The sequence below is a fragment of the Paracoccus aminophilus JCM 7686 genome (assembly GCF_000444995.1).
Taxonomy (GTDB): Bacteria; Pseudomonadota; Alphaproteobacteria; order Rhodobacterales; family Rhodobacteraceae; genus Paracoccus; species Paracoccus aminophilus.
Genome location: NC_022041.1, coordinates 42,550 through 67,500, shown reverse-complemented (window position 1 = coordinate 67,500; position 24,951 = coordinate 42,550). Strand labels below are relative to the sequence as shown.

Sequence of the window (24,951 nt, the reverse complement as noted above, 5' to 3'; positions counted from 1 at the left end):
AACAAGCAGCATTCAGGTCTCGACAGAAGGGCCAGAGGGAGCAGGCGACGGCACCCGGACGGCCTGCCGACAAACAGGAGTGTGCGGCCCTCCTCTGCGCTGCGCAAGCGAGATGCGGCGCGGTCACGACCAATGCCGATGCGCGGCGTCGCGGCTGGGGTGTTCCACGTGAAAACGCCGCGCCAGCCCGTTGGGACCAGCGCGGCGGTGGTGTCAGGTCGTCACGTCGGGCTGACTGCGGCCGGTGAAGTCGCGGATCTGCGCCAGCTCTTCGGCAGCGGCGATCACCGGGGCCAGCGCCTCTTGCGCATCAAGCCCGTGCTGGGCCGGATCGGTCTCGTAGCTTTCCAGATAGACCCGCAGCGTCGCGCCCTCGGTTCCCGTGCCCGACAGCCGCATCACCACGCGCGCGCCATTGGTAAAGAGCACGCGAATCCCCTGCTGCTTCGAGGTCGAGCCGTCGACCGGATCGAGATAGGCGAAGTCATCCGCCGCCTCGACGGTCAGACCGGCAAAGCTTTGTCCGGGCAGGCCCGCCAAAAGCCCGCGCAGCCGCTCAACCAAGGCATTCGCGCGATCGCTCGCCACCGCCTCGTAATCGTGGCGCGAGTAATAGGTGCGGCCATATTCGGCCCAATGTTCGCGCAACAGCTCGGCCACCGACTGGCGCTTGACCGCCAGAATGTTCAGCCAAAGCAGCACGGCCCAAAGCCCGTCCTTCTCGCGGACATGATCCGAGCCGGTGCCGAAGCTTTCCTCGCCGCAGAGCGTCACCCGGCCCGCATCCAGCAGATTGCCGAAGAATTTCCAGCCGGTCGGGGTCTCGTGGCACTCCAGCCCGGCCTTGGCAGCGACGCGGTCCACCGCGCGACTGGTCGGCATCGACCGCGCGACCCCGGCCAGCCCCTTGGCATAGCCAGGCGCGAGACGGGCATTCGCCGCCAGAATCGCCAGACTGTCCGAGGGCGAGACATAGGCGCCCTTGCCCACGATCATATTGCGGTCGCCATCCCCGTCCGAAGCCGCGCCAAAATCCGGGCCATCGGCGGCGAACATCTGATCCATCAGCTCTTTCGCCCAGACCGGGTTCGGATCGGGATGGCCGCCGCCGAAATCCGGCAAAGGCTGGGCATTGAGAACCGTGCCTTTGGGCGCGCCCAGACGGGTCTCGATGATTTCGCGCGCATAGGGGCCGGTCACGGCATGCATCGCGTCAAAGCTGAGGCGCGTGCCGCCGGCGATCAAGGAACGGATCGCGTCGAAATCGAAAAGGCTCTCCATCAACGTGGCGTAATCCGCGACCGGATCGACCACCTCGACCACCAGCCCGGCCAAGGCCTGCTCGCCCAGGCGGTTCAGCTCGATGTCCTGCGCCTCGAGAATGCGGTATTCCGTCAGCTCTTGCGAGCGCGCGAACATCTTGTCGGTCAGGCTTTCGGGGGCCGGACCGCCATTCGCGCCATTGTATTTCATCCCGAAATCTTCATCGATCCCGCCGGGATTGTGGCTGGCCGACAAAATGATCCCGCCATCCGCGCCGCGCAGGCGGATCAGATGCGAGGCCGCCGGGGTCGAGAGAATGCCCCCCTGCCCCACGATCACCCGAGCCGCGCCGCTTGCCGCTGCCATGCGCAGAATGACCTGCACCGCGCGATCATTGAAAAAGCGCCCGTCGCCGCCCAGCACCAACACTTTATCCTGAACGCCGCCCACGGCGTCAAAGAGTGATTGCGTAAAGTTTTCGAGGTAATGCCGCCCCATGAAGATGCGGGTCTTTTTCCGAAGGCCCGAGGTGCCGGGCTTCTGCCCCTCGATGGGCTGGGTCGGGACGGTCAGGATCTGGGACATGGTCAGGCAGCGCCTTTCAGGAGAACGTAAACCTTTGAACGCGCTAGTTCTGACATGGTTCACGGCGCTGCGCCATCTGGCGTGAAGACTGCATCGAATGCTGAGCATTTTTTCGCAGGGGGACGGCAGCAACGAAAAATCCCCGGCCTTTCGACCGGGGATCTGTTCTGGCAAAACAGGGCTTATTGCAGCGGCGTATGCGCCGGACGCTCGCCGCCCGAGCCCAGACGATCGCTGCTGGCCAGACGGTTGCCGACCTGCAGACCTTCGGGACCGGCGGTGACCTTGACCGTCTGCCCGTCCAGAACCTCGCCCGAGAGGATCATCTCGGCCAAGGGGTTTTGCAGGCTGCGCTGGATCACCCGTTTCAGCGGACGTGCGCCAAAGACCGGGTCATAGCCCTCATTCGCCAGCCATTCCCGCGCGTCATCATCAAGGTCGAGCGTGATATGGCGCTGCTCCAGCCGCTGTTCGAGCAGCCACAGCTGGATCGTGACGATCCCGTCCATATTCGCGCGCGTCAGGCGGTGGAAGATGATGATCTCGTCCAGACGGTTCAGGAATTCGGGGCGGAAATGGGCCCGCACCGCATCCATCACCTGCGAGCGCGCATCCGAACTGTCCGCGCCATCCGGCAGCGTCGACAAAGCCTGCGCGCCGAGGTTCGAGGTCAGGATGATCAGCGTCTGCTTGAAATCCACCGTCCGGCCCTGACCATCGGTCAGAACCCCGTCGTCCAGCACTTGCAAGAGCACGTTGAAGACGTCCGGATGCGCCTTTTCGACCTCGTCGAAGAGGATCACCTGATAGGGCCGCCGACGCACCGCCTCGGTCAGAACCCCGCCCTCATCATAGCCAACATAGCCCGGAGGCGCGCCAATCAGGCGGGCGACCGAATGTTTCTCCATGAACTCGGACATGTCGATCCGCACCATCGCGCTGTCATCGTCGAACATATATTCGGCGATGGCTTTGGTCAGCTCGGTCTTGCCGACGCCGGTCGGGCCAAGAAAGAGGAAGCTGCCCAAGGGCCGGTTCGGATCGTTCAGACCCGCCCGTGCCCGGCGCACGGCATTGGCGACAGCGGTGACCGCCTCGGACTGGCCGATGACGCGCTTGCCCAGAACCTCCTCCATCTTGAGAAGCTTCTCTTTCTCGCCCTCGAGCATTTTCGAGGTCGGGATGCCGGTCCAGCGCTCGACCACCTCGGCGATCTGCTCGGGGCGGACGGCTTCGGCGACCATCGGGCCTTCGTCATTGCCTTCCGATTCCGCGAGCTTTTTCTCGAGCCCCGGAATGATGCCATAAGACAGCTCGCCCGCCTTCGCGAGATTGCCCTCGCGTTTGGCCTGATCGAGCTCGGCCCGCGCCTTGTCGAGCTGCTCTTTCAGGTTGCGCGAGCCTTCCAGCTTGTCGCGTTCGGCCTGCCATTTGGCGGTCATCGTTGCCGATTTCTCGGTCAGCTCCGACAGCTGCTTTTCGAGCTTTTCAAGCCGATCCTTCGAGCCGCTGTCATCTTCCTTCTTCAGCGCCTCAGCCTCGATCTGCATCTGCAGGATCTGGCGATCCAGCGCGTCGAGCTCTTCGGGCTTGCTGTCCACCTCCATCCGCAGCCGCGACGCGGCCTCATCGACCAGGTCGATCGCTTTATCGGGCAGGAAGCGGTCGGTGATATAGCGGTTCGAGAGCGTCGCCGCCGCCACCAGCGCAGCATCGCTGATGCGGACGCCGTGGTGCAGCTCATATTTCTCTTTGATGCCGCGCAGGATCGAGATCGTATCGGCAACCGTCGGCTCTTCGACCAGAACCGGCTGGAAGCGACGGGCCAAAGCCGCGTCCTTCTCGATATATTTCCGATACTCATCCAAGGTGGTCGCGCCAACGCAATGGAGTTCCCCCCGAGCAAGCGCAGGCTTGATCAGGTTGGCGGCATCCATCGCGCCATCGGTCTTGCCCGCACCGACCAGCGTGTGCAGCTCGTCGATGAAGAGAATGATCTCTCCGGCGGCATTCTCGATTTCCTTGAGGATCGCTTTCAGACGCTCTTCGAATTCGCCGCGATATTTCGCCCCGGCGATCAAAGCGCCCATATCCAGCGCCATCAGCTTCTTGTTGCGCAGGCTTTCGGGCACATCGCCATCGACGATACGCAAAGCCAGACCCTCGGCAATCGCGGTTTTCCCGACGCCCGGCTCGCCGATCAGCACCGGGTTGTTCTTGGTGCGGCGGCTGAGCACCTGCATGGCGCGACGAATTTCCTCGTCCCGGCCAATGATCGGGTCGATCTTGCCCTCTTCAGCGGCGGCGGTCAGATCGCGGGCATATTTCGAGAGCGCCTCGAAACTGTCCTCGGCGCTGGCGCTGTCGGCGGTGCGACCCTTGCGGATGTCATTGATCGCGGTGTTGAGGTTTTGCGCAGTGACGTGACCCGAGGTCAGCGAATCCCGTGCATTGGTATTGGCAACCGCCAAAGCGGTCAGAATGCGCTCGGCGGGCACGAAGCTGTCGCCGGCCTTTTTGGCCAGCTTTTCCGCCTCATCGAGCACGCGCACCATCGACGGATCGACATAAACCTGACCGTCCCCGCCCGAGACCTTGGGCAGCTTCGACACCGCCAGATCGGCGGCCTGACGCACCGCCCCCGCATCGCCACCGGCGCGCGAAATCAGGTTCGAGGCGAAGCCCTGCTCATCATCCATCAGTGCTTTGAGAAGGTGCTCGGGAACAACGCGTTGGTTCCCTTCGCGGATGGCAATCGTTTGCGCAGCTTGCAGAAATCCCCGAGAACGCTCGGTGAATTTTTCCATATCCATGAAAATTTCCCTTTCCTGGCACCCGCTTGAGACCGCCCTTCAAGAGGCACGGTCCCGGTCGGGCCTTGACCTTCAGATGGGCAGAACAGAACGGCCTTTCAAGGGCTTCGGTTCCCCCTTATAAGCAGGCCGTTTGCTGGAATTGCGGGGATTTTAGGATGGACGATCGTCTGATCGTGGCGCTTGACGTGCCGAATGCACTGGTGGGACTCGAGCTTGCCGAAAAGCTTGGTGATGCTGTCAGCTTCTACAAAATCGGGCTGGGGATGCTGACCGGAGGCGGGCTCGCGCTCGCCAACGAGCTGAAGCAGGAACATGGCAAGCGCATCTTCCTCGACATGAAATTCTTCGACATCGGCGCCACGGTCGAGGCGGCGGTGCGCGGAATCGCGCAATATGATCTCGATTTCCTGACTGTGCATGGCGACCCCCATGTCGTGCGCGCGGCCAAGGAAGGGGCGAAAGGCAAGGATCTGAAAATCCTCGCCGTGACCATCCTGACCTCGCTCGACCGCGCCGATCTGGATGCCGGGCTGATCGTGCCGGGCGATCTGGCCGAAATCACCACGACCCGCGCCGCCCGCGCGCTGGAAGCCGGGGCCGATGGCGTGATCGCCAGCCCGCGCGAGGCCGCGCTGATCCGCGCCTTGCCCCAAGCAGCCGGCAAGCTGATCGTGACGCCCGGCGTGCGTCCGGCGGGCACGGCTGCGGGCGACCAAAAGCGGATCGAGACCCCCGCTTCGGCGATTGCCGCTGGCGCGGACCATCTCGTCGTCGGCCGCCCGATCTGGCAAGCCGCCGATCCGCGCGCGGCCGCCGAGGCGATTGTCGCGGAAATCCGCGCCGCCGCACGCTGAAACGTTGACATAACGGGCATATGTGCCACCGTGACCCTGTAACAAGGGAGCGGTGGCATGTCCGACCACGCAAGCGGCGCGGATCAGAAGGCCGAGAACGATCTCGTCTTGTCCTTCCTCGCGGTCCGTCGGGCGCTTGGCCTTCTGGGTTATGTCCTGCCCGCCGTGCTGATCCTTTACGGGCTCTTCGACCGACAATGGGCGCTGGCCAGCATCTCGGCCTATTTCTATTCCCCCCTGCGCGAGCTTTTCGTCGGCATCCTCTGCGCGCAGGCGGTCTTTTTGTGGAATTATGAGGGCTACAAGCCCGATGCGGGCGAAATCCTGTCCGACAAGATGGTCTCGCGCGCCGCGTCGCTTGGCGCGCTGATCGTGGCCTTTGCCCCAATGGCCCCCAGCGCCAAGACCGCGCCGCCCGGCGGAGAGGCCGTGGCCCCGGTCTTCGAGCCGACCCTGCTGCAGACCTTTTTCGACCCGGTTTGGGTCGGTCGGCTGCACTTCCTTGGCGCTTTGCTCTTTTTCGGCGCGCTCGCGACCTATTGTCTGGTGAACTTCCGGCGCGGCGGCTTGGACGACCCGCTCAAATGCGCCGCGAACCGCATCTACGGCCTGTGCGGCTGGGTCATTCTGGCCTGCATTCTTGCGATTGCCGCGTTAAGCCTCTTTGGCTTCAGCGAAAGCGCCGCGCGGTTCCGCGCCGTGTTCTGGCTGGAGGTCGTCGCCTGTGTCGCCTTCGCGACCAGTTGGGCGGTCAAGGGACAGGCGTTGCAACCCTTGGTGCGGCAGGTGGCCGCGCAAAGCGCCTAAAGGCCAAGCGCGTCGCGCACCCGCGTCTTGAAATGCGGCACCGCCTTGGGATGGGCGAGATAATCGGCGATGGGCATCATCTGCCAGCATTCGCCTTCCTCGCCAAAGCGGATCGCCGCGATTTCGGCCGCCGTGATCTCGCCTCGGAAAAACCACGAGACCTGCCCCGGCGCGCCGACCGCAGGATAGCTGCGCCCGGTCATTCGCGCGGGGGCGAGATCCAGCCCGAACTCCTCGAAAAGCTCGCGCCGGGCGCAGGCGACCGGGCTTTCACCGCCCTCGCGCCCGCCTCCGGGCAGGTCCCAGTGATGCGGGAAGGGAATATGAGGAAAATTGTCGCGCAGCGCCGTCAGAAGCGCGCCGTCATGGATCAGCAAAAGCTTCGCGCCATGAAAGCTTGCGCTGTGACAGGGCGCCGTCTCGGGCGCCCCTGCGGCTTGGTCCTGCGTCATCTCAGGGATGGTTGTCGTTGATATCGTCGTGCCAGATCTTCACCTGACCGTGCTGCACCCCCATGGCGCGGCGCAACAGCACCCAGATCACGCCCGAGAGCACGCCGGTCACGACCAGAGCCCAGCCAAACGAGCCGCCCCAAAGCCCCGCGAGCAGCAAAAGCCCCATCACCGCCGTGGCGATGGCGAGGCCCAGAAACAACCAGACCGGCAAAAGCACCTCGACCAGCGCCATCAGCAGCGCGGCGATCAGCCAATACCAGCCGTTGAGCGCGCTCATTTCCCCGCGCCCTTGAGCAGGTTGAAGGCATTGCCAAAGGCCTCCAGCGCCGAGGCCGGAATGAGCACGGTCTGCTTGCCCGCGCCTTTGCCGACCTCGCCCAGAACCTCGACCTGCTTCATCGCCACCTGATATTGCGCGGCCTCGAGCCCGCCATCACGGATCGCGGCGGCGAGGGTCGAGGTCGCAAAGGCTTCCGCCTCGGCGAGAATCCGGCGCGCCTTGGCGACTTGCTCGGCGGCGTAAAGCTCACCATCGGCAGCAAGCTCGGTCGCGCGACGCTTGCCCTCGGCCTCGGTCACCTGCGCGCGCCGCGCACGCTCGGCATTGAGCTGTTGCAGCATGGCGGCGCGGGTCGCCTGGTCGAGATTGACGTCGAGAATCTCGGCCCGGGTGACCTCGATGCCCCAGTCATCAACGGTATTCGCCAGACTGTCGCGGATCCGGTCGATCAGCTGGGCGCGATTGGACTGGACCTGATCCAGCTCCATCGTGCCGATTTCCGAGCGCACGATGCCCGCAACCGTGGTCGAGATCGCCGCATCAATGTCGCGGATCCGGTAGACGGTCTTTTCCGGCTCGGTGATGCGGTAAAAGACCGAGGTCTCGACCTGCACCAGCACGTTGTCCTTGGTGATCGCATCCTGATTGGTCGAGGGCAGCTGGCGCTCAAGCACCGAGATCCTATGCGCCACCCGATCAAGGAAGGGCACGATGAAGTTGATCCCCGGCCCCAGCACCGCGTGCAGCCGGCCAAAACGCTCGATCACGAATTTTTCGGACTGCGGCACGATGCGGACGGCACGGCCGATGACGATGAGCACCACCACCGCAAGGATGATGATCGTCAGGTTCCGGGTGAGAAGTTCAGCGATTTCGGGCGGCATGGGAATCCTTGTTGCTCGTTATGTCTCAGTATTTGCTTACTCGGCGGCCAAGGGCAATCGGTCTGCGTCGGGCGGCAGCTGCGCAAGACGGGCCACCAGCCGCGAAAACTGCGCGGCGAAGAGGTCGAAATCGGGGCGCGGCTGAATCAGGCGCTCATCCATATAAAGCGAGCGGTCGAGCTCAATCTGGACCACATGGATATTCTGCACCGGCCGCCCATAGGCCGCCGTGATATAGGCACCGGAAAAGGGCGAGTTGCGCCGCAGTCGGAACCCGACCTCGGCCGCAGCCTGCGCCACCGCATCCGAAATCCGCCCCGCCGCCGAGCCGCCATTGCGGTCGCCCAGCACGATATCGGGACGCGGCGCGGGCAAATGAGCCAAGGCATCGCGGGGCATGGAATGGGCGTCGATCAGGATCGCGCCGCCGAATTTCTCGCAGGCCTCGGCGATCAGTCCCGAGAGCTTGCGGTGATAGGGCCGCCAGAACTGCTCGATTCGCCGCTCGGCCTCGGCGCGCGGCATCGGGCGGGTATAGATCGCCCTGCCCTGCGAGACGACTCGGGGAATCACGCCTAACCCCGCCATGATTCGCGGATTGAGCTTGCCCGGACCGATTCCCTCGACCACCAGCGGGTCGAAATCATCCGCCGCGCGGTTCAGATCGACCAAAGCGCGCGGAATGCGCGAGGTCAGAACGACCGCGCCATGATCGGCGGCAGGGGCAATCAGCCGGTCGACAAAGGCATCTTCGGACGAGCGCAGATGAACCTCGGAAAGCCGCGTTTCTTCCTGAAACCACTGGGGATAGCAGCGTCCCGAATGGGGAGAGGCGAAGATCACGCCGCTGCGCCAAACCGCCGGGCGCATCAGATCGAAGACAGGGTCGTCGGAGGTCATTCAGAAAGGTCCGCGCCAGTTTGCTGCATTTTCGTGTATAAACGATAACGGAAGGCTCTTGAAACCTCTGAAACCTGCTTATATAGACCTCTCACCGAAGCGGTTCGGCACCCGAAAGGGACGCCAGCCACAAGGTGGGGCGGTTAGCTCAGCGGTAGAGCACTACGTTGACATCGTAGTGGTCACTGGTTCGATCCCAGTATCGCCCACCATTCTATTCACGCCCCCGGGCTTTCCGGGGGCATTTCGTTTCAACCAGGCGCTGCGATGCGCCGCGAAAAGGAGAAGACCGATGAAGGTTCGCAATTCGCTCCGCTCGCTCAAGACCCGGCATCGTGATTGCCAGGTCGTGCGCCGCAAGGGCCGGATCTACGTTATCAACAAAACCAACCGTCGCTTCAAAGCGCGTCAGGGTTGATGACAGGTCCCGACAGGGACCAAGACCAGACAGAAACGACGCCCGCGCCTTTTGGCTGCGGGCGTTTTCTTTTGCTACGCCCTGACCGCAGCCCTGCCCGATTCGCTCCGATCCGGCTGTGCCCTCGGGCCCCCGCGCGATCAGCGCCGCAGGGGCCCAAGGGAAATCCAACCCGCGCCTTATTTGATCAGCTCGCGGATAATGGCTTCGGGAGAGATCCCCAAACCGTTTCCGCCCAGCCCATTTCCACCAAGGCCCACACCGGGGTTGCCCTGCCGGATCAAGCGATCGCGGCGCTGACGTGCTTGCTTGGCATGTTCGCCGCGCGGAAAGTTCTGCAGATAGTAGTTATAGGCCTGAACCGAATCGACGCGGCGCACCTCGGCCCAGACCTCCGCTTCACGCCCCGAGGAATAGCCCGAGCCCGTCAGCTGCGAGAGCCGGTTGCGCGCGGTCTGAGCATAGATCCCGTTCGGATAGCGATCGAGATAGGCGCGCAGATTGGCCGCCCCGCCCTTCGCCCCGGTGCGCTGCCAGTAATCGCGATCCTGCTGCTCGGCGCTCGGCGCGATCGATTCGACCTGGCTGCGCATGACCGAGAGCTGATTCGCGGTCAGATAGCCGGTAACCGGGAACCCATTCTGCTGCTGCCAGCCGCGAATCGCCGAGCGCGAACGGGTGCCGAAGACGCCATCGGTGCCGCCGGTCGAATATCCCAAAGCATTCAGCCGACGCTGCACCGCCGCGCGATCATTGCGCGACAGGCCCAGCCGATTCTCGATCGCCTGACCGGGGACTGCCTGCTGTCGCGGGGTCTGGATCTCGGGCTCGCGCCGCCGCGGCACTTGGACCGGAGCAGGCGCAGGAACCGGAGCAGGAGCCGGCGTGCGCGCCTGCTCTTCGGCCAGCCGGAATTCGAGTTGGCGCTTGCGGGCCGCCTCGGAGAACTCGCCGGTCGGATATTGCGCCAGATAGCTCTCATAGGCCGCAGCGGTATTGATCGCCGCCGCCTCTGCCCAAAGATCGCGGTCGCTTTTCGGCACGCCGCCGAGCTTGCCCAAACGCTCGCTGGCAGCGGCCGAATAAAGCCCGTTCGGATAGGCGCTCAGATAGGCCTGATACGCCTCGGCCGTGTCGGTCGCGGCGGATTTCGCCCAGAGATCGCGGTCGCTTTCGGTCGGATTGCCCTCGGCCACGGCATTCGCGCCGCGATCTGTCGCAACCGCTTCGACCAGCACAAGCGCGGCGTCGCCGCCTTCGACCATGCTGAGGCTGGGATCCGCCTTAAGCACATCGCCGACCGAGGTGCCGGGTTTCAGCAAAGCCTCGGCGGCCTTTGCCGTGGCTGCGGCCGGGCCGGAAATCACCACCACGCCCTCGGGCGCGGTCAGCGTACCAATGCCATTTTCCAGCCCCGCCGCGTGATCCATCGCCTGATCGTCCGAGCCCAGCAGCAAGATCGCGCCGGGATCGGCATCGCGCAGAAGATCGACCAGCGTTGACAGCGCGACCCCCTGCGACCCCGCGCCGACCACATCGGGCTTTTGCGCATCCGCGCCCATGAACCAGCTGTCGCGCGCATTGTGCAGGAAACGCCCGTTCAGCAGCACCAGCCGCGCCCCCGGCCGATCGTCCGGGCGCAGCAGATCCGAGATCGCCTGACGGACATCGCCGATGATCAGATCCTTGCCCGAGACCGTGCGAAACCCCGCCTCCCGCATCGCGGCGGCGGCCTCGGTGCCGTCCCCCTCCGCAAGCTGCGGCGCGTTTTCGTAGCGGGTGTTGGTGATCACAACGCCCCGGTCTTCGGCAAGCGCCGGGCTTGCCGCGATCAACGCGGCCAGCAAAAGCGGCAGGTGACGCATCTTGGTTCTCCTCCTCGGACCTGGGCTCGGACCCGGCATCATGTTCTGGCCTCATCTTCCGGCCATATCTGGCCGACGCCAATCCCTGATATAAGCGCGCCGGGCAAGCGCGGGTTTCGCTTTGGCCCGGCCATCGGCTGCTTCCCGCGCTTGCCCCCTTGAGAAAGCCCGCTCAGGAAGATGTCGAGAAGCGCGCGGCAATATGGTAATCCGGGGCAAACCCTCAGCCACGAGTGCCGCATGACCCCGACCATTCTCATCATCAACGGTCCCAATCTCAACCTGCTGGGCAAGCGCCAGCCGGAAATCTATGGCCGTGACACTCTGGCCGATGTCATCGCCGCCTGCACCCAGTTGGGCCAAGAGCTTGGGCTCGGAATCGCGGATTTCCAGTCGAACCATGAGGGCGCGATCATTGACCGCATCCACGAGGCGCGCGGCACCACCGCCGGGATCATCATCAACCCGGGCGCTTACAGCCATACCTCGGTCGCGATCCTCGATGCGCTCAATATCTATGAGGATCCGGTGATCGAGGTGCATATCTCGAACATCCACAAGCGCGAGTCCTTCCGCCACCACTCCTATATCAGCCATCGCGCCGATGGCGTGATCGCGGGGCTCGGGGTCGAGGGCTATCAGCTGGCGCTCCGCCGCCTTGCCACTTTGGTCGTGGGCTGAGACAAGGTCGGACGCCAGACCGGCGCGCCACAGGGGGGAAGATCATGGATTTGCCGAAAAACCGCTTCAAAGCAGCTCTGGCCGAGGGCCGTCAGCAGATCGGGCTTTGGTGCTCGATTCCGGGCGGGGGCTATGCCGAGATGTTGGCGACCTGCGGTTATGACTGGATCCTGATCGACTGCGAACATGCGCCGATTGATCTCGGCGCGGTCCAGTCCATGCTGCAGGCAATGGCGCCCTACCCGGTTCAGCCGGTGGTGCGCCCGGGCTGGAATGATCCGGTCGAGATCAAGCGCCTGCTCGACATCGGCGCGCAATCGCTGCTGATCCCCTATGTCGAAAACGCCGAAGAGGCCGCGCGCGCCGTCGCCGCGACCCGCTATGCCCCGGCAGGCTTTCGCGGCGTTGCCGGGTTGGCGCGGGCCAGCCGCTACGGCAGCGTGCCGGATTATCTGAACCGGGCCGCGCAGGAAATCTGTGTGCTCGTCCAGATCGAAAGTCTGGATGCGGTCGAGCGGATCGAGGAAATCGCCGCCGTCGAGGGCGTGGATGGCATCTTCGTCGGTCCCGCCGATCTGTCCGCGACCATGGGTCGACCCGGCCAACTCTCCCATCCCGAGGTTCGCGCCAAGATCATCGAGGCGATCAAACGCATCCGCGCCGCGGGCAAACCCGCCGGGATCGTCACGCTGGACGAGACGCTTTTGGAAGAAAGCGTCGCGGCTGGCACGAATTTCACCGCCGTCGGCATCGACATCGCAGTGATGCTGAAGGCCTTGCGCGACTTGCGAGCGCGCTGGCCCTCTTGAGCCCGGCTCAATAAAGCCCGCGTGCGCCCAGCTCGCGGGCCAGCGCGGGCGCATCGGTGAAATGGATCGCATCCATCCCGACCGCGCGCGCGCCTTCGACATTGGCCAAGGTATCGTCAATGAAAAGCGAGTCCCCGGCCTCAAGCCCGTTGCGCGACAACAGCAGGTGATAGATCTCGGGCTCGGGCTTGAGCAGCTTCACCTCGCCCGAAACCACGATATCGCGAAAGACCGAAGCCAGACGCGGATAACGCGCCAGCGCCGCGGGCCAGGTGTCGGCACCCCAATTGGTGATCGCGTAAAGCGGATGCCCGGCGGCGGAAAGCTCTTCCAAAAGCTCCCAGGCTCCCGGCACCGGCTCGGTGATGGTGTCGTCGAAATTGCGGATATAGCTGGCGAGGATCGCGGCATCTTCCTCGCCATGATCCGCGCGGACCTGATCGAGCGCCGCCTCAAGGCTGCGGCCCCCATCCTGCAAACGGTTCCAGCGCGGAAAATCCACCCGCGCCATCCAGTCCGAGATCTGCGCGGCATCGTCGAAATGCGCGGTGAACGCGCGTTCGGGCCGCCAGCCGATCAGCACGAAACCGAGGTCGAAGACGATATTGGTCATGGCTGGCTCCGGAATGCGGTGACTTCGACTTCAACGAGAAATTCAGGCCGGGTGAAACCGACGACGATCACCAATGTCGAGGCGGGCAGCACCTCGACCTCGGACAACCATTCATCCCGCGCCCGCATATAATCGGGGAAATGCGACCGATCGGTGACGAAAGCATTGATCCGCACCGCATCCGCAGGGCCGAAACCGGCCTCGGCGAGAATGGCGGTGCAATTGGCAAAGCATTGCCGCGCCTGCGCATAGGCGCCCTCCGGCACCGTGCCATCGGCGCGCAAGGCGAGCTGGCCCGAGGTCGCGACAAGGCGACCCGGACCGTCCAGAGCGACGCCATGCGAATAGCGACCGAAGGGGGCGGAAATCGAGGAAGGGGCAAGCGCTTTCATGGCGCGATCCTGCGTCAGAGCCGGGTTCGCGGTCAAGACGGCGCCCCGGCCCGTCTCCTCTATCCTGAGGAAATTGCCTCTTTTTGGTGGGAAGAACGAAAGGAAGATGTCGCTCGCGTTGCGATTCGTCTAAACAAGTTGCTAGAAACCCGAAAAAATCATCGCAACCTTGCGTCACCCAACAGCAGGAGCCGTCATGCCTCGCCACATCCTCATTTCCCTGAGCACAACCTTCGGCCTGATCGCCACCGGCGCCAGCGCGAATGAAGCCGTGAAATTCGGCACCAACTGGGTCGCTCAGGCGGAGCATGGCGGCTATTATCAGGCGGTCGTGGACGGCACCTATGCGGCTTGCGGCCTTGACGTGACCATCGTGCCGGGCGGCCCGCAGGTGAACAACCGCGCGATGATGCTGGCGGGCAAGATCGACTTCAACATGGCGGGCAACCTGCTCGGGACCTTCAGCTCGGCGGCGGAAAACGTGCCGGTCGTGGCGGTCATGGGTGTCTTCCAGAAAGACCCGCAGGTCATCCTCGCCCATCCCGGCAAGGCCAAGACCTTCGAGGATCTGAAAAATCTCAAGCTGATGATCTCTGACGAGGGCTTCGCGACCTTTTACCAATGGATGAAGAAGGACTTCGGCTTCACCGACGAACAGCGCGAGGTCTATACGTTCAACGTCGCGCCCTTCATCCAGAACGAAGACAGCGCCATTCAGGGCTTCATCTCTTCCGAGCCGCTGATGATCGAGAAAGAGGCCGGCTTCAAACCCGATGTCCAGCTGCTCGCCGATGCCGGCTGGTCGACCTATTCGACGATCATCGAAGCCATGGCGGACACCGTCGCCTCGAAACCCGAGGTGGTTCAGTGCTTCGTCGATGGCACCGCCAAGGGCTGGTATAACTACCTTTACGGCGACAATTCCAAAGCCATCGAAAAGATCAAAGCCGACAACCCGGATCTGACCGATGAACAGATCGCCTTCTCGATCAAGGCATTGAAAGACAACGGCATTGTCGATTCCGGCGACACGCTGGAAAAAGGCATCGGCGTGATGACCGAAACCCGGATCAAGGATTTCTACGACAAGATGGTCAAGGCCGAGCTGGTCCCGGCCGATCTCGATTACTCACAGGCCTATACGCTGCAATTCGTCGGCAAGGGCGTCGGACTGGATCTGAAGAAGTAAATGACACAGGCAAGCGATATGACGGCCCCCACCGTCCTGCGGATGGAGGGGGTCAGCAAGGTGTTCGCCGGGGGCGTCACCGCGCTCAAGGACATGAACCTCACCGTCCGGCAGGGCGATTTCATCTCGCTGCTCGGCCCGTCGGGCTGCGGGAAATCGACCGCCTTGCGGCTGATCGCCGGGCTGATGCATCCGACCGCCGGTCGCGTGCAATGGGAGGGCAGCCAGCAGGCCGGAGACCTCGGTGTCGTCTTTCAGGAAGCAACGCTGATGCCCTGGGCCACGGTCGCCAAGAACGTCTGGCTGCCGATGCGGCTACGCGGCGTGAAATTCGGCGATGTCGAGGCCCAGATTCATGATGCGCTCAAGATGGTCGGGTTGGAAAACTTCGCGAATTCCTATCCGCGCGAGCTTTCCGGCGGGATGAAAATGCGGGTCTCGATCGCCCGTGCGCTGGTGACGAAACCGCGGCTGATCCTGATGGACGAGCCCTTCGCCGCGCTGGACGAGATCACCCGCAACAAGATGAACCGCGATCTGATGGATCTGCAAAAGACCCTGAATTGCACGGTGATTTTCGTGACCCATTCGGTCTTTGAAAGCGTGTTCCTGTCCAACCGCATCGTGGTCATGGCCCCCCGCCCCGGTCGCGTCGCCCATGAGCTGCGCGTCGATGTGGAGGGACCGCGCGACGAAGACTTCCGCACCTCGGCCGAATATGCGGCGCTCTGCCGCGCGGCCTCGGATGCGCTTTCTGACGCTATGGGAGAACAGGCGTGACCGATCTTTCCTCCGCCATCGACCCCGAAGAAGCCGCCCGGATGCGGCGCAAGCGCGCCGAGAAGATCGGGCGCTGGCTCATGCCGGTTCTGGCCCTTGTCATCGCGCTGGTGCTCTGGGACCGCGTTGTGGCTTGGTACAAGATCCCCCACTATATCTTGCCAAGCCCGGGGCTCGTTCTACAAACTCTTGTTAAGGACTGGGCCATTCTTGGCCCCGCCGCGCTGGTCACGATGAAGATCACGCTGATGGCGCTGGCCGTCGCGATCATCGGCGGCGTCGGGCTTGCGGTGCTCTTCAGCCTCAGCCGATGGGCCGAGATGTCCTTCTATCCCTTCGCGGTCATCTTGCAGGTGACGCCGGTCGTGGCGATTGCGCCGCTGATCTTCATCTATGTCGAGAACAAGATGGCGGGGCTCTTGCTCTGCGCCTGGATCGTGGCCTTTTTCCCGATCCTGTCGAACACGACGCTTGGCCTGCGCTCGGTCGATCACAACCTCTCGGACCTCTACCGCATCTATGGCGCGAACCGCTGGCAAAGGCTGATCCACCTGCAACTGCCCTCGGCTTTGCCCTATTTCCTCGGCGGTCTGCGCATTGCGGGCGGTCTCTCGCTGATCGGCGCCGTGGTCGCGGAATATGTCGCGGGCACCGGCGGCATCGGCTCGGGGCTGGCTTTCCGCATCCTCGAAGCGAGCTATCGCCTCAATATTCCGCGCATGTTCGCGGCCCTCGTGCTGATCGCATTGCTGGGCGTGATGATCTTTGCCGTGCTCTCGCTGATTTCACATCTGGCACTGCGCAAATGGCATGAAAGCGCGATCAAAAGGGAAATGTGATGGATTTCCGGACACTTCCGCAAGGCGCGGTCACGCTGAAAGGCCTGACCGTCCCCGCCTGTCTGATCGGCGAACCCGGAGATCTGGCGCAGATTGATCTGACGATCCGCGACGGCAAGATCGCGGCCCCCGATCCCACCTTGCCGGTGGTCGAGATGAACCGCGCGATGGTCTTTCCCGCTTTCATCGACATGCACACCCATCTCGACAAGGGCCATATCTGGCCCCGTGCCTCCAACCCGGACGGCAGCTTTATGGGGGCGCTGACGACCGTCGATGCCGACCGCACCGCGAACTGGTCGGGTGCCGATGTGCGGGCGCGCATGGATTTCGCGCTGCGCTCTGCCTATGCGCATGGCACCCGCGCGATCCGCACCCATCTCGACGCGATCCCGCCGCAGGCCGAGATCAGCTTTGGCGAATTCGTCAAACTGCGCGAGGAATGGGCGGGCCGGATCGACCTGCAAGCGGCCTGCCTGACGACGATCGACCTGATTGATCCCTACAATGGCGGCGATTTCGGCGCGCTGGCGGATCTCGTCGCGCAAACCGGCTCGGTTCTGGGCTGCGTCACCTTCCCCGATGCGCAGATCCGCGACCGGCTGCGCGCCTTCTTCGCCCATGCCGCCAATCGCGGGCTTCATGCCGATTTCCACACCGATGAAACCGGCGATGCCTCGGTCGCGACCCTGCGCGAGATTGCCGAGATCGTGCTGGAAACCGGCTTCGACGCGCCGGTGACGGTCGGCCATTGCTGCTCGCTGGCGGTCCAGCCCGAGGCCGAGGCCCTGCGCACGCTCGATCTGGTCGCCAAGGCGGGGTTGCATGTCGTCAGCCTGCCGATGTGCAACCTTTACCTGCAAGATCGCGTGGCCCAGACCGCGCCTGCGCGCACCCCGCGCTGGCGGGGCGTCACGCTGGTCCATGAGATGGCGGCGCGCGGGATCAATGTGAGCTTCGCTTCGGACAACACCCGCGACCCCTTCTATGCCTACGGCGATCTCGACATGATCGAGGTCATGCGCGAGGCGACCCGGATCGCGCATCTTGACCATTCGCGCAGCGACTGGAGCCACGCCTTCCTGACCAATCCGGCCAAAGCCGCAGGCTTTGCCGCGCCGAGCCTTGCCCCCGGGGCGCCTGCGGATCTGGTGATCTGCCGCGCCCGCTCTTGGACCGAGCTTTTTGCCCGCCCCCAATCCGACCGGATCGTGATCCGGGACGGTCGCCAGATCGACCGCACCCTGCCCGATTACGCCGAACTCGACCATCTGATGGATTGCCCATGAACATCGACGCCGCCAAAGCCGCCCTCGCCCATCTCGACATCGACGACAACCCGCCCTCGGTGAAGGCGAAAAGCCGGGATTTCTTCTGGTATTCGCCGGTCCTGAAGGATCGCCTCGACGGGGTTTGTGCCGATTTCGTGGTCATGCCGCGCTCGCAGGACGAGGTCATCGAGGTTCTGCGCATCTGTCACGCCCATGACGTGCCGGTCACGGTGCGCGGCGCGGGGACCGGCAATTACGGTCAGGCCATGCCGCTGAAAGGCGGCTGCATCCTGCATATGCAGAACATGAACAAGATCCATGAGATCGCCCCCGGCCGCATCGTGGTCGAGCCGGGGCTGGTCATCCGCGATCTCGACCGCCAGACCCGCGCGCATTCCGGCCAAGAGCTGCGCATGACGCCCTCGACCGCCGCGACCGCGACCATCGGTGGCTTCATCTGCGGCGGCTCGGGCGGGGTTGGCTCGGTCCGCTGGGGCGTGCTGCGCGATTACGGCAATATCATCCGCATCCGCGTCGTCACCGCCGAGGCCGAGCCGCGCGTTCTGGACTTCACCGGCGAGGACCTCGCCCGCGTCAGCCATGCTTACGGCACCAACGGCATCGTCACCGAAATCGAGCTGCCGCTCGCGCCCGCTTATGACTGGGTCCATGTCTTCGTGACCCATCCCGATTTCGCCAAGGCGAGCCGGCTCGCGCATCAGATCTCGCTGCAAGACGGGATCGCGATGAAGCTCGACACGGTTTGCGAGGCGCCGATTGCCGCGCGCTATTTCCAGCGCTTCAAGGACCATGTCTCCGAGACGGATTCAGTGATCGCTCTGATGATCGCGCCGCAGTCGATGGACGGTTTCCTGACCTTCCTTGGCCATGACCCCGAGGCGAAGCTGATCTATCGCAGCGATGCCAACGACTGGCCGCGCGACCCCGGCCCGGCCTATGAATATGGCTGGAACCACACGACGTTGCGCGCGCTGAAGGTTGAGCCCGAGATCACCTATCTTCAGGTCCGCTATGCCGGTGAGGGTTTCCTCGACAAGATCGACGCGATCCGCGCGCATTTCGGTGACGAGCTGATCCAGCACATCGAATTCCTCAAGGAAAACGGGGTGATGACGGCGGCGGGGCTGACCTTGGTGCGGTTCACGACCGAAGAGCGGCTGAACGAAATCGTCCAGATCCACGAGGATATGGGCTGCATGATCTTCAACCCGCATCGCTACACGCTGGAAGAAGGTGGGCGTCAGATCGTCGATGACCGTCAGCTCAACTTCAAGCGCGAGGCCGATCCCAAAGGCATCCTCAACCCCGGCAAGATGATCGCTTGGGAGGATCCGAACTGGGACTTCAAGACGATGTATGCCTATCCGGGCCTGCGCCGCGCATGAAGGCCTTGGTGATCCATTGCCACCCGGAGGCCGAAAGCTTCACCGCGGCCGTCCGCGACCGGGTACTGGATCACCTTACCCGGGCCGGAGCCGAGATCCGGGTGATGGATCTTTACGCGCAGGGCTTTGATCCGGTGCTCTCGGGGCCGGAGTGGCGCGGCTATCTGGACGCGCCCGCGAACCGTTCGGGGGTCGAAGATCACGTGGCCGCGCTGGCTTGGTGCGACACGCTGATCTTCACCTATCCGACCTGGTGGTATGGCCTGCCCGCCATGCTGAAAGGCTGGCTCGACCGCGTGCTTTTGCCCGAGGCGGCCTTTCTGATGCCCGACGCACAAAACAAGGACATCCGCCCCGGCCTGACCCAGATCACCCGGATCGGCGTCTTCACCACCTGCGGCGCCAGTCGCTGGTTGACCGCGCTGGTCGGCGCACCGGGACGGCGCACCTTGCTGCGCGGCGTCGGCTATCTTTGCGCCCCGCAGCGCCGCAGCATCTTTGCGGCGCATTACAAAATGGACAGCTCGACCCCGCGCAGCCGCAAGCGCCACCTCAAACGGGTGGACCGCGCCATGACCCGCCTGCTCGCGCCTTTGAAGAAGGAAAAGACATGACTCGCCGCTTCAACTGGGCCGATTTCCGCGCCCCGGAATTCGCCGGTCTCGACCCGATGAAGACCATCGCGATCCTGCCGACCTGCGCGATCGAGCAGCACGGCCCCCATCTGCCGGTCGGCACCGATACGCTGATCGCCGAAGGGATGCTGAAGCGCCTGCGTGAGAAATGCCCCGAGGATCTCGACATCCGCATCCTGCCCGCGCAGGCCGTCGGTAAATCGACCGAGCATCTTTGGGCGGCGGGCACGCTGACGCTCGATGCCCCGACTGCGCTGGCGGCCTGGACGCAGATCGGCCTCTCGGTCGCGCGGGCGGGCGTCAAAAAGATCGTGGTCGTGAACAGCCATGGCGGCAATCTCGATCTGGTCTCGATCCTCACGCGAGAGCTGCGGGTGCAGGCCGGAATGCTGGCGGTGAAATGCCAGTGGATGGGCTTTGGCGCGCCCGAGGGCTCGTTCTCGGAAAGGCAGGCGAAATACGGCATCCACGGCGGCGATGACGAAACCTCGCTGATGCTGGCCTTCCACCCCGAGCTGGTCGATATGTCCAAGGCCGAGAATTTTATCTCGAGCGCCGAGGACAGCCTGATCAGCCCGATCGGCCCGGTGTCTTATGGCTGGATCTCGGCCGATCTGCACGCCTCGGGCACGGTCGGCGACGCGGCGGACTCGACCGCCGACAAGGGCCGCGCGATCTGCGATCACCAGATTGACGCGATGATCGCGCTGCTGCGCAAGGTCGAGGCCAGCCCGATCCCCTCGGCGCCCACCGGCTGGCGCTAGAGGCGCCCCGCATCCGGTCTTGATCGGGTCTTGATCACCACAGCCTCCCGCGACACAGTTGCGAGAGGCAGATGGAGTTTGCGATGAAAAAGACCCTGTTGCTGGTTGTCCTTGCCCTCGCCGCTTGCGAGTCGCCGCAGCAATCCATGTCGCGATACGCGGCGACCTGCGCGGCCTATGGCTTCAAGAACGGCACGCCGGAAAAAGCGGCCTGTATGCAGAAAGAGGCCTCCGAGGCGCGTCAGGCCAATCGCCAGACCCTCGGCAATTTGCAGGCCGTGACCAGCATCGCGACGAAGCTCTAGCGCCGCGAAAGAGGCGCGCTTTCCTGTGCGCGCCCCCTTTCGCTGAACGCCAGATCAGCGCAGGTCTTCGGGCAGAAGCTCTGTAGGCAGGTTCTGATAGCTGACCGGGCGCAGGAAGCGGCGGATCGCCAAAGTGCCGACGCTGGTCGCGCCGAAATTGGTCGAGGCCGGATAGGGCCCGCCATGGACCATGGCATCGACCACCTCGACGCCGGTCGGGAAGCCATTGACCAGCACCCGGCCCGCCTTGCGCTCCAGCACCGGCAGAAGCTTTTGCGCATCGGCCAGATCGCCCGGCTCCATCTGGATGGTCGCGGTCAGTTGGCCCTCGAAGCCGCGCGCCAGCGTCACCATTTCCGCGACCGAGCCCACGCGCACGATCAGCCCCAGAGGTCCGAAGACCTCTTCGCCAAGGCTATGATCTTGCAGGTAATTCGCGCCGGTCGTCTCATAGAGGTTCGGACTGGCCTCGCGCCCGGCCTGCTCCGTCGTCAGGACCGGCTTCACCGAATTGCGCGCCTCGAACCGAGCCTTGCCCGCCTGATAGGCCTTGGCAATGCCCTCGGTCAGCATGGTTTGCGGCGCGACCGCCTCCAGCGCGGCTTTGGCGCTGGCGGTATAGCGGTCGGCATCGGCGCCATCGAGCACCACCGAAATGCCCGGATTGGTGCAGAACTGGCCCGCGCCCATGGTCAGAGACCCGGCCCAGCCCTTGCCCAGATCCTCGGCCCGCGCCTTCATCGCTTCAGGCAGCAGGAACATCGGATTGACCGAGCCAAGCTCGCCGAAAAAGGGGATCGGCTCGGGTCGCGCAGCACAGAGATCAAAGAGCGCGCGCCCCCCGGCCAGCGAGCCGGTAAAGCCCACCGCCTTGATCAGCGGATGCTGGACCAGCGCCGCCCCGACCGCCGCGCCGCCGTCCTGCACCAGACTGAAGGTGCCATTCGGCATCCCGGTCTTGTCGATTGCGGCCAGCACGGCCTCGGCAATGATCTCGGCCGTGCCGGGATGGGCGGGATGGCCCTTCACCACGACCGGACAGCCCGCAGCCAAAGCCGCCGCCGTATCGCCGCCCGCCGTCGAGAAGGCGAGCGGGAAGTTCGAGGCACCAAAAACCGCGACCGGACCAATCGGACGTTCGATCATGCGGATCTCGGGCCGGGGCGCGGGCTGGCGATCGGGCAGCGCCGCATCGACCCGCCGGTCAAGATAATCGCCCTTGCGGATATGATCGGCGAACAGCCGCAGCTGGCCGGTGGTGCGGCCCCGCTCGCCTTGCAACCGCGCGGCGGGCAGGCCGGTTTCCTGCGTGCCGATCTCGGTGATCGCCTCGGCGCGGGCCTCGATCTCATCGGCGATGGCGTCGAGAAAATCCGCGCGCGCCGCCCGGCTGGTCCAGCCATAGTCCCAGAAGGCCTCTTCGGCGGCGGCGCAGGCGCGATCAACCAGATCGACCGAGCCAAGCGCGAAGTCATGCGCCGGGCCATGCGCGGGCGTCGAGCGGAATTGCTCCGCGCCGCCCAGCCACTCGCCTGCGATCAGATGCGTTCCCTTTGGTGTCCAACCCATGTCCTGCCCTTTCCCATGTCGCGTTTGAGCCTTGCCGGCGTCGATCTCCGGCAGGCCCGGTCTCAGCTTCGGCCGCAGCCGCTTTGGCTGTGTATACTTCATGTCGGCTGAATATGTCGACTGTTCACTGCGCCGGGCAGCTGTGTTACGCCAAGGAATCGAACGAAAGAAGGCGCAGGAATGATGAAAATCGCAGTTGCTGGACTGGGGTATGTCGGGCTGTCGCTGGCGGTCCTTTTGTCTCAGCACAATCAGGTCCGCGCGCTTGACGTCAACGCCGACCGGGTTGCCAAGGTCAACCGCCGCGAGCCGCCGATTGAGGATGCCGAAATCCGCGATTGGCTGGCCACGAAGCCGTTGGATCTGACCGCGACCACCGACCCCGCCGAGGCCTTTGCCGGGGCCGATTACATCATCGTCGCCACGCCGACGAATTACGACACGCGCAGCAACCGCTTCGACATCTCAAGCGTCGAGCAGGTCATCCGTCAGGCCCGCGCCCTTGCCCCCGATGCAACGATCGTCATCAAATCAACGATCTATGTCGGCTGCACCGACGATCTGCGCGCCGAGATGGGCAGCGAGAAGATCCTCTTCTCGCCCGAGTTCCTGCGCGAAGGAAAGGCGCTTTACGACAACCTGCACCCCTCGCGCATCGTGGTCGGCGATCACGGCCCCGAGGCGCAGCGCTTTGCCGAACTGCTGGTCGAAGCCGCGATCCGCAAGGACATGCCGGTGCTTTACACCGGCTCGACCGAGGCCGAGGCCATCAAGCTGTTTTCAAACACTTATCTCGCTATGCGCGTCGCCTATTTCAACGAGCTCGACAGCTACGCCATGGCGCGCGGGCTCGACACGCGCGAGATCATCGACGGCGTCGGCCTCGATCCGCGCATCGGGGCGCATTACAACAACCCCTCCTTCGGCTATGGCGGTTATTGCCTGCCCAAGGACACCAAGCAGCTTCTGGCGAATTACGACAACGTGCCGCAGAACCTCATTCAGGCGATCGTGGAATCGAACCGGACGCGCAAGGATTTCATCTCGGACCAGATCATTGCGAAGCGCCCCAAAGTCGTCGGCGTGCACCGGCTGGTGATGAAAGCGGGCTCGGATAATTTCCGCGACAGCTCCATCCAAGGGATTATGAAGCGGATCAAGGCCAAGGGGATCGAGGTCATCGTCTATGAACCGGTCCTGAACGAAGACCATTTCTTCAACAGCCGCGTCATCCGCGATCTGACTGCCTTCAAGGCGGAAAGCGACCTGATCCTTGCCAACCGCCTGACCTCTGACCTGATCGACGTGAAGGACAAGGTCTATACCCGCGATCTGTTCGGGGTCGATTGATGACGACGGTTCTGGTCACGGGCGCTGCGGGCTTTATTGGCTTTCATCTCAGCGAGTTGCTGCTGGCAGAGGGCTGCACCGTCATCGGCGTGGACAGTCTGAATGACTATTACGACCCCGCGCTGAAGGCGGCGCGGCTGGCTCGGCTGGCGGCGCATCCGGGCTTTCGCTTCACGCAAGGCAAGGTCGAGACCCCGGGCCTTCTCGCGTCGCTGATCGCCGAGCACCGGCCAAGCCATGCCGTTCATCTCGCCGCGCAGGCGGGGGTGCGCTATTCGATCGACAACCCGCGCGCCTATCTCGAGGCCAATATCGCGGGCAGTTTCGAGCTGCTCGAAGCCGCGCGCGCCCATCACCTGCCACATCTTCTCATGGCCTCGACCTCTTCGGTTTACGGCGCGAATACCGCCATGCCCTACCGCGAGATCGACAAGGCCGACAGCCAAATGTCCTTCTATGCCGCCAGCAAGAAAGCGGCCGAAGCGATGGCCCATTCGCACGCGCATCTCTTTGATTTACCTGTGACAATGTTTCGCTTCTTCACGGTTTATGGCCCGTGGGGACGCCCCGATATGGCGCCCGCGCTCTTCACCAGCGCGATCACCGAAGGCCGTCCGATCAAGGTCTTTAACCACGGCAAGATGCAGCGCGATTTCACCTATGTCGGCGATATCGTGCGGGGGATCCGGCTGCTGATGGACCGGCCTCCGGTCAAGGGCGCGCCGGTCGGGCCCGAGGACAGCCTCTCGCCCGTCGCGCCTTGGCGGGTGGTCAATATCGGCAATGGCGCGCCGGTCCCGCTGATGGAATTCATCGCCGCGATCGAGGCCGCCACCGGGCGCGAGGCGGTCAAAGAGATGCTGCCGATGCAGCCCGGCGATGTGCCCGCGACCTGGGCCGATACCACTTTGCTGCAAAGCCTGACCGGTTATCAGCCGCAGACCAGCGTCACCGACGGCATCCGCGCCTATGTCGATTGGTATCGCAGCTATTACGGCGTCTAAGCGCGCTCCCCCCTTGCCAAGCCCCGCCGAGGGGCCTAGCCTTTAGCCCGACTCATACACTTGGGGGGCCCCGCAACGGGGCTGAGAGGTGCGCGGCACCGACCCATCGAACCTGATCCGGCTCATACCGGCGGAGGGAAGGGTAGAGTGACGCGGCAGGGGCTTCGGCCCCCATCCCTGCGCACAATCTCCCCCTTTGCTGGTGATCCGGGCAAGA

The 24,951-nt window shown here is 63.9% G+C and carries 26 protein-coding genes, 1 tRNA gene and 1 riboswitch (1 of these 28 only partly in view); of the genes, 16 read left to right on the top strand and 11 right to left on the bottom strand.

The window, feature by feature from the left end; all coding sequences use genetic code 11:
- From JCM7686_RS00380 to clpB, 3 genes are all read right to left on the bottom strand, one after another.
- Positions 1–12: the 5' portion of an Lnb N-terminal periplasmic domain-containing protein gene (locus JCM7686_RS00380; RefSeq protein WP_020948891.1), read on the bottom strand. Its footprint begins 978 nt before the window's first position; the window shows 12 of its 990 coding nt (coding positions 1–12); the start codon lies at positions 10–12; its stop codon lies off the left edge, out of view.
- A gap of 201 nt (positions 13–213) precedes the next feature.
- Complete coding sequence (locus JCM7686_RS00375; RefSeq protein ID WP_041527020.1) at positions 214–1,848, bottom strand: alpha-D-glucose phosphate-specific phosphoglucomutase; 1,635 nt, start codon at positions 1,846–1,848, stop codon at positions 214–216.
- Between the two features lie 182 nt (positions 1,849–2,030).
- Positions 2,031–4,661 carry an ATP-dependent chaperone ClpB gene (gene clpB, locus JCM7686_RS00370; protein WP_020948889.1) on the bottom strand — a complete coding sequence of 877 codons (2,631 nt, stop codon included), beginning with the start codon at positions 4,659–4,661 and terminating at the stop codon, positions 2,031–2,033.
- Between the two features lie 158 nt (positions 4,662–4,819).
- On the opposite strand from clpB, the gene pyrF reads away from it, so the two are divergent.
- Positions 4,820–5,518, top strand: coding sequence for an orotidine-5'-phosphate decarboxylase (pyrF, locus tag JCM7686_RS00365; RefSeq protein WP_020948888.1), 699 nt, complete (start codon positions 4,820–4,822; stop codon positions 5,516–5,518).
- A 57-nt stretch (positions 5,519–5,575) separates the two neighbouring features.
- Entirely contained in the window at positions 5,576–6,325 is a 750-nt protein-coding gene (locus JCM7686_RS00360; protein WP_020948887.1) for a hypothetical protein, read from the top strand.
- On the opposite strand, the gene JCM7686_RS00355 is transcribed toward JCM7686_RS00360, so the two are convergent.
- The 4 genes from JCM7686_RS00355 to JCM7686_RS00340 are packed head-to-tail and all read right to left on the bottom strand — an operon-like array spanning position 6,322 to position 8,844.
- Positions 6,322–6,777, bottom strand: coding sequence for an NUDIX hydrolase (locus JCM7686_RS00355; RefSeq protein ID WP_020948886.1), 456 nt, complete (start codon positions 6,775–6,777; stop codon positions 6,322–6,324). The genes JCM7686_RS00360 and JCM7686_RS00355 overlap by 4 nt on opposite strands.
- A gap of 1 nt (position 6,778) precedes the next feature.
- A complete protein-coding gene (locus JCM7686_RS00350) occupies positions 6,779–7,057 on the bottom strand; it encodes an NfeD family protein (RefSeq protein ID WP_020948885.1) in 279 nt (92 codons plus the stop codon).
- Positions 7,054–7,944 carry an SPFH domain-containing protein gene (locus JCM7686_RS00345; RefSeq protein WP_020948884.1) on the bottom strand — a complete coding sequence of 297 codons (891 nt, stop codon included), beginning with the start codon at positions 7,942–7,944 and terminating at the stop codon, positions 7,054–7,056. The genes JCM7686_RS00350 and JCM7686_RS00345 overlap by 4 nt, the downstream gene beginning before the upstream one ends.
- A gap of 36 nt (positions 7,945–7,980) precedes the next feature.
- Positions 7,981–8,844, bottom strand: coding sequence for an N-formylglutamate amidohydrolase (locus tag JCM7686_RS00340; protein ID WP_020948883.1), 864 nt, complete (start codon positions 8,842–8,844; stop codon positions 7,981–7,983).
- Between the two features lie 137 nt (positions 8,845–8,981).
- Between JCM7686_RS00340 and JCM7686_RS00335 the strand changes: the two genes are divergently transcribed.
- Together JCM7686_RS00335 and ykgO are read left to right on the top strand one after the other, a co-directional pair.
- Positions 8,982–9,056: transfer RNA gene (locus JCM7686_RS00335), tRNA-Val, on the top strand.
- Between the two features lie 80 nt (positions 9,057–9,136).
- A complete protein-coding gene (gene ykgO, locus JCM7686_RS00330; protein ID WP_020948882.1) occupies positions 9,137–9,262 on the top strand; it encodes a type B 50S ribosomal protein L36 in 126 nt (41 codons plus the stop codon).
- Positions 9,263–9,441: 179 nt separating this feature from the next.
- Here the strand turns inward: ykgO and JCM7686_RS00325 are convergent, their stop codons facing one another.
- Entirely contained in the window at positions 9,442–11,127 is a 1,686-nt protein-coding gene (locus tag JCM7686_RS00325) for a peptidoglycan-binding domain-containing protein (RefSeq protein ID WP_020948881.1), read from the bottom strand.
- A 240-nt stretch (positions 11,128–11,367) separates the two neighbouring features.
- Here JCM7686_RS00325 and aroQ point away from each other — a divergent pair, with 240 nt between their 5' ends.
- Complete coding sequence (gene aroQ, locus JCM7686_RS00320) at positions 11,368–11,808, top strand: type II 3-dehydroquinate dehydratase (protein ID WP_020948880.1); 441 nt, start codon at positions 11,368–11,370, stop codon at positions 11,806–11,808.
- 44 nt (positions 11,809–11,852) lie between these two features.
- Positions 11,853–12,617 carry an HpcH/HpaI aldolase family protein gene (locus JCM7686_RS00315; protein ID WP_020948879.1) on the top strand — a complete coding sequence of 255 codons (765 nt, stop codon included), beginning with the start codon at positions 11,853–11,855 and terminating at the stop codon, positions 12,615–12,617.
- A gap of 7 nt (positions 12,618–12,624) precedes the next feature.
- On the opposite strand, the gene JCM7686_RS00310 is transcribed toward JCM7686_RS00315, so the two are convergent.
- Together JCM7686_RS00310 and JCM7686_RS00305 are read right to left on the bottom strand one after the other, a co-directional pair.
- Positions 12,625–13,230, bottom strand: a complete 606-nt coding sequence (locus JCM7686_RS00310; protein WP_020948878.1) for an HAD family hydrolase — start codon at positions 13,228–13,230, stop codon at positions 12,625–12,627.
- Complete coding sequence (locus JCM7686_RS00305; RefSeq protein WP_020948877.1) at positions 13,227–13,622, bottom strand: RidA family protein; 396 nt, start codon at positions 13,620–13,622, stop codon at positions 13,227–13,229. Before JCM7686_RS00305 ends, JCM7686_RS00310 begins: the two co-directional genes overlap by 4 nt.
- A 196-nt stretch (positions 13,623–13,818) precedes the next feature.
- Here JCM7686_RS00305 and JCM7686_RS00300 point away from each other — a divergent pair, with 196 nt between their 5' ends.
- The 8 genes from JCM7686_RS00300 (at position 13,819) to JCM7686_RS00265 (ending at position 20,811) form a co-directional block, all read left to right on the top strand.
- Positions 13,819–14,811 (top strand): ABC transporter substrate-binding protein, encoded by a 993-nt coding sequence (locus JCM7686_RS00300; protein WP_020948876.1) that lies wholly within the window; start codon positions 13,819–13,821, stop codon positions 14,809–14,811.
- A gap of 18 nt (positions 14,812–14,829) precedes the next feature.
- Complete coding sequence (locus tag JCM7686_RS00295) at positions 14,830–15,591, top strand: ABC transporter ATP-binding protein (RefSeq protein ID WP_041527454.1); 762 nt, start codon at positions 14,830–14,832, stop codon at positions 15,589–15,591.
- 41 nt (positions 15,592–15,632) lie between these two features.
- Positions 15,633–16,430, top strand: coding sequence for an ABC transporter permease (locus JCM7686_RS00290; RefSeq protein WP_051201596.1), 798 nt, complete (start codon positions 15,633–15,635; stop codon positions 16,428–16,430).
- Entirely contained in the window at positions 16,430–17,719 is a 1,290-nt protein-coding gene (locus JCM7686_RS00285) for a cytosine deaminase (RefSeq protein ID WP_020948873.1), read from the top strand. Before JCM7686_RS00290 ends, JCM7686_RS00285 begins: the two co-directional genes overlap by 1 nt.
- The gene (locus JCM7686_RS00280; protein WP_020948872.1) at positions 17,716–19,107 is read left to right on the top strand and encodes an FAD-binding oxidoreductase; all 1,392 of its coding nucleotides are present in this window, start codon (positions 17,716–17,718) and stop codon (positions 19,105–19,107) included. Before JCM7686_RS00285 ends, JCM7686_RS00280 begins: the two co-directional genes overlap by 4 nt.
- Positions 19,104–19,721, top strand: a complete 618-nt coding sequence (locus JCM7686_RS00275; protein WP_020948871.1) for an NAD(P)H-dependent oxidoreductase — start codon at positions 19,104–19,106, stop codon at positions 19,719–19,721. Before JCM7686_RS00280 ends, JCM7686_RS00275 begins: the two co-directional genes overlap by 4 nt.
- Entirely contained in the window at positions 19,718–20,506 is a 789-nt protein-coding gene (locus JCM7686_RS00270; protein WP_020948870.1) for a creatininase family protein, read from the top strand. The genes JCM7686_RS00275 and JCM7686_RS00270 overlap by 4 nt, the downstream gene beginning before the upstream one ends.
- Positions 20,507–20,589: 83 nt before the next feature.
- Entirely contained in the window at positions 20,590–20,811 is a 222-nt protein-coding gene (locus JCM7686_RS00265; RefSeq protein WP_020948869.1) for a hypothetical protein, read from the top strand.
- 54 nt (positions 20,812–20,865) lie between these two features.
- On the opposite strand, the gene JCM7686_RS00260 is transcribed toward JCM7686_RS00265, so the two are convergent.
- Positions 20,866–22,380 (bottom strand): aldehyde dehydrogenase (NADP(+)), encoded by a 1,515-nt coding sequence (locus JCM7686_RS00260; protein WP_020948868.1) that lies wholly within the window; start codon positions 22,378–22,380, stop codon positions 20,866–20,868.
- Positions 22,381–22,563: 183 nt separating this feature from the next.
- On the opposite strand from JCM7686_RS00260, the gene JCM7686_RS00255 reads away from it, so the two are divergent.
- Together JCM7686_RS00255 and JCM7686_RS00250 are read left to right on the top strand one after the other, a co-directional pair.
- Complete coding sequence (locus JCM7686_RS00255; protein WP_041527453.1) at positions 22,564–23,730, top strand: nucleotide sugar dehydrogenase; 1,167 nt, start codon at positions 22,564–22,566, stop codon at positions 23,728–23,730.
- A complete protein-coding gene (locus JCM7686_RS00250; RefSeq protein ID WP_020948866.1) occupies positions 23,730–24,734 on the top strand; it encodes an NAD-dependent epimerase/dehydratase family protein in 1,005 nt (334 codons plus the stop codon). The genes JCM7686_RS00255 and JCM7686_RS00250 overlap by 1 nt, the downstream gene beginning before the upstream one ends.
- A gap of 51 nt (positions 24,735–24,785) precedes the next feature.
- Positions 24,786–24,890, top strand: a riboswitch (TPP riboswitch).
- The last annotated feature ends 61 nt before the right edge of the window (positions 24,891–24,951 follow it).

Bases quoted from the DNA above. Each gene is read 5' to 3' on its own strand.
- clpB (WP_020948889.1), bottom strand. From the start codon at position 4,661: ATGGATATGGAAAAATTCACCGAGCGTTCTCGGGGATTTCTGCAAGCT.
- JCM7686_RS00260 (WP_020948868.1), bottom strand. From the start codon at position 22,380: ATGGGTTGGACACCAAAGGGAACGCATCTGATCGCAGGCGAGTGGCTG.
- JCM7686_RS00325 (WP_020948881.1), bottom strand. From the start codon at position 11,127: ATGCGTCACCTGCCGCTTTTGCTGGCCGCGTTGATCGCGGCAAGCCCG.
- JCM7686_RS00355 (WP_020948886.1), bottom strand. From the start codon at position 6,777: ATGACGCAGGACCAAGCCGCAGGGGCGCCCGAGACGGCGCCCTGTCAC.
- JCM7686_RS00305 (WP_020948877.1), bottom strand. From the start codon at position 13,622: ATGAAAGCGCTTGCCCCTTCCTCGATTTCCGCCCCCTTCGGTCGCTAT.
- JCM7686_RS00295 (WP_041527454.1), top strand. From the start codon at position 14,830: ATGACGGCCCCCACCGTCCTGCGGATGGAGGGGGTCAGCAAGGTGTTC.
- aroQ (WP_020948880.1), top strand. From the start codon at position 11,368: ATGACCCCGACCATTCTCATCATCAACGGTCCCAATCTCAACCTGCTG.
- JCM7686_RS00310 (WP_020948878.1), bottom strand. From the start codon at position 13,230: ATGACCAATATCGTCTTCGACCTCGGTTTCGTGCTGATCGGCTGGCGG.
- JCM7686_RS00285 (WP_020948873.1), top strand. From the start codon at position 16,430: ATGGATTTCCGGACACTTCCGCAAGGCGCGGTCACGCTGAAAGGCCTG.
- JCM7686_RS00270 (WP_020948870.1), top strand. From the start codon at position 19,718: ATGACTCGCCGCTTCAACTGGGCCGATTTCCGCGCCCCGGAATTCGCC.
- JCM7686_RS00290 (WP_051201596.1), top strand. From the start codon at position 15,633: ATGCGGCGCAAGCGCGCCGAGAAGATCGGGCGCTGGCTCATGCCGGTT.
- JCM7686_RS00345 (WP_020948884.1), bottom strand. From the start codon at position 7,944: ATGCCGCCCGAAATCGCTGAACTTCTCACCCGGAACCTGACGATCATC.
- JCM7686_RS00375 (WP_041527020.1), bottom strand. From the start codon at position 1,848: ATGTCCCAGATCCTGACCGTCCCGACCCAGCCCATCGAGGGGCAGAAG.
- JCM7686_RS00280 (WP_020948872.1), top strand. From the start codon at position 17,716: ATGAACATCGACGCCGCCAAAGCCGCCCTCGCCCATCTCGACATCGAC.
- JCM7686_RS00340 (WP_020948883.1), bottom strand. From the start codon at position 8,844: ATGACCTCCGACGACCCTGTCTTCGATCTGATGCGCCCGGCGGTTTGG.
- JCM7686_RS00300 (WP_020948876.1), top strand. From the start codon at position 13,819: ATGCCTCGCCACATCCTCATTTCCCTGAGCACAACCTTCGGCCTGATC.
- JCM7686_RS00350 (WP_020948885.1), bottom strand. From the start codon at position 7,057: ATGAGCGCGCTCAACGGCTGGTATTGGCTGATCGCCGCGCTGCTGATG.
- JCM7686_RS00275 (WP_020948871.1), top strand. From the start codon at position 19,104: ATGAAGGCCTTGGTGATCCATTGCCACCCGGAGGCCGAAAGCTTCACC.
- JCM7686_RS00315 (WP_020948879.1), top strand. From the start codon at position 11,853: ATGGATTTGCCGAAAAACCGCTTCAAAGCAGCTCTGGCCGAGGGCCGT.
- JCM7686_RS00255 (WP_041527453.1), top strand. From the start codon at position 22,564: ATGAAAATCGCAGTTGCTGGACTGGGGTATGTCGGGCTGTCGCTGGCG.
- pyrF (WP_020948888.1), top strand. From the start codon at position 4,820: ATGGACGATCGTCTGATCGTGGCGCTTGACGTGCCGAATGCACTGGTG.
- ykgO (WP_020948882.1), top strand. From the start codon at position 9,137: ATGAAGGTTCGCAATTCGCTCCGCTCGCTCAAGACCCGGCATCGTGAT.
- JCM7686_RS00360 (WP_020948887.1), top strand. From the start codon at position 5,576: ATGTCCGACCACGCAAGCGGCGCGGATCAGAAGGCCGAGAACGATCTC.
- JCM7686_RS00250 (WP_020948866.1), top strand. From the start codon at position 23,730: ATGACGACGGTTCTGGTCACGGGCGCTGCGGGCTTTATTGGCTTTCAT.
- JCM7686_RS00265 (WP_020948869.1), top strand. From the start codon at position 20,590: ATGAAAAAGACCCTGTTGCTGGTTGTCCTTGCCCTCGCCGCTTGCGAG.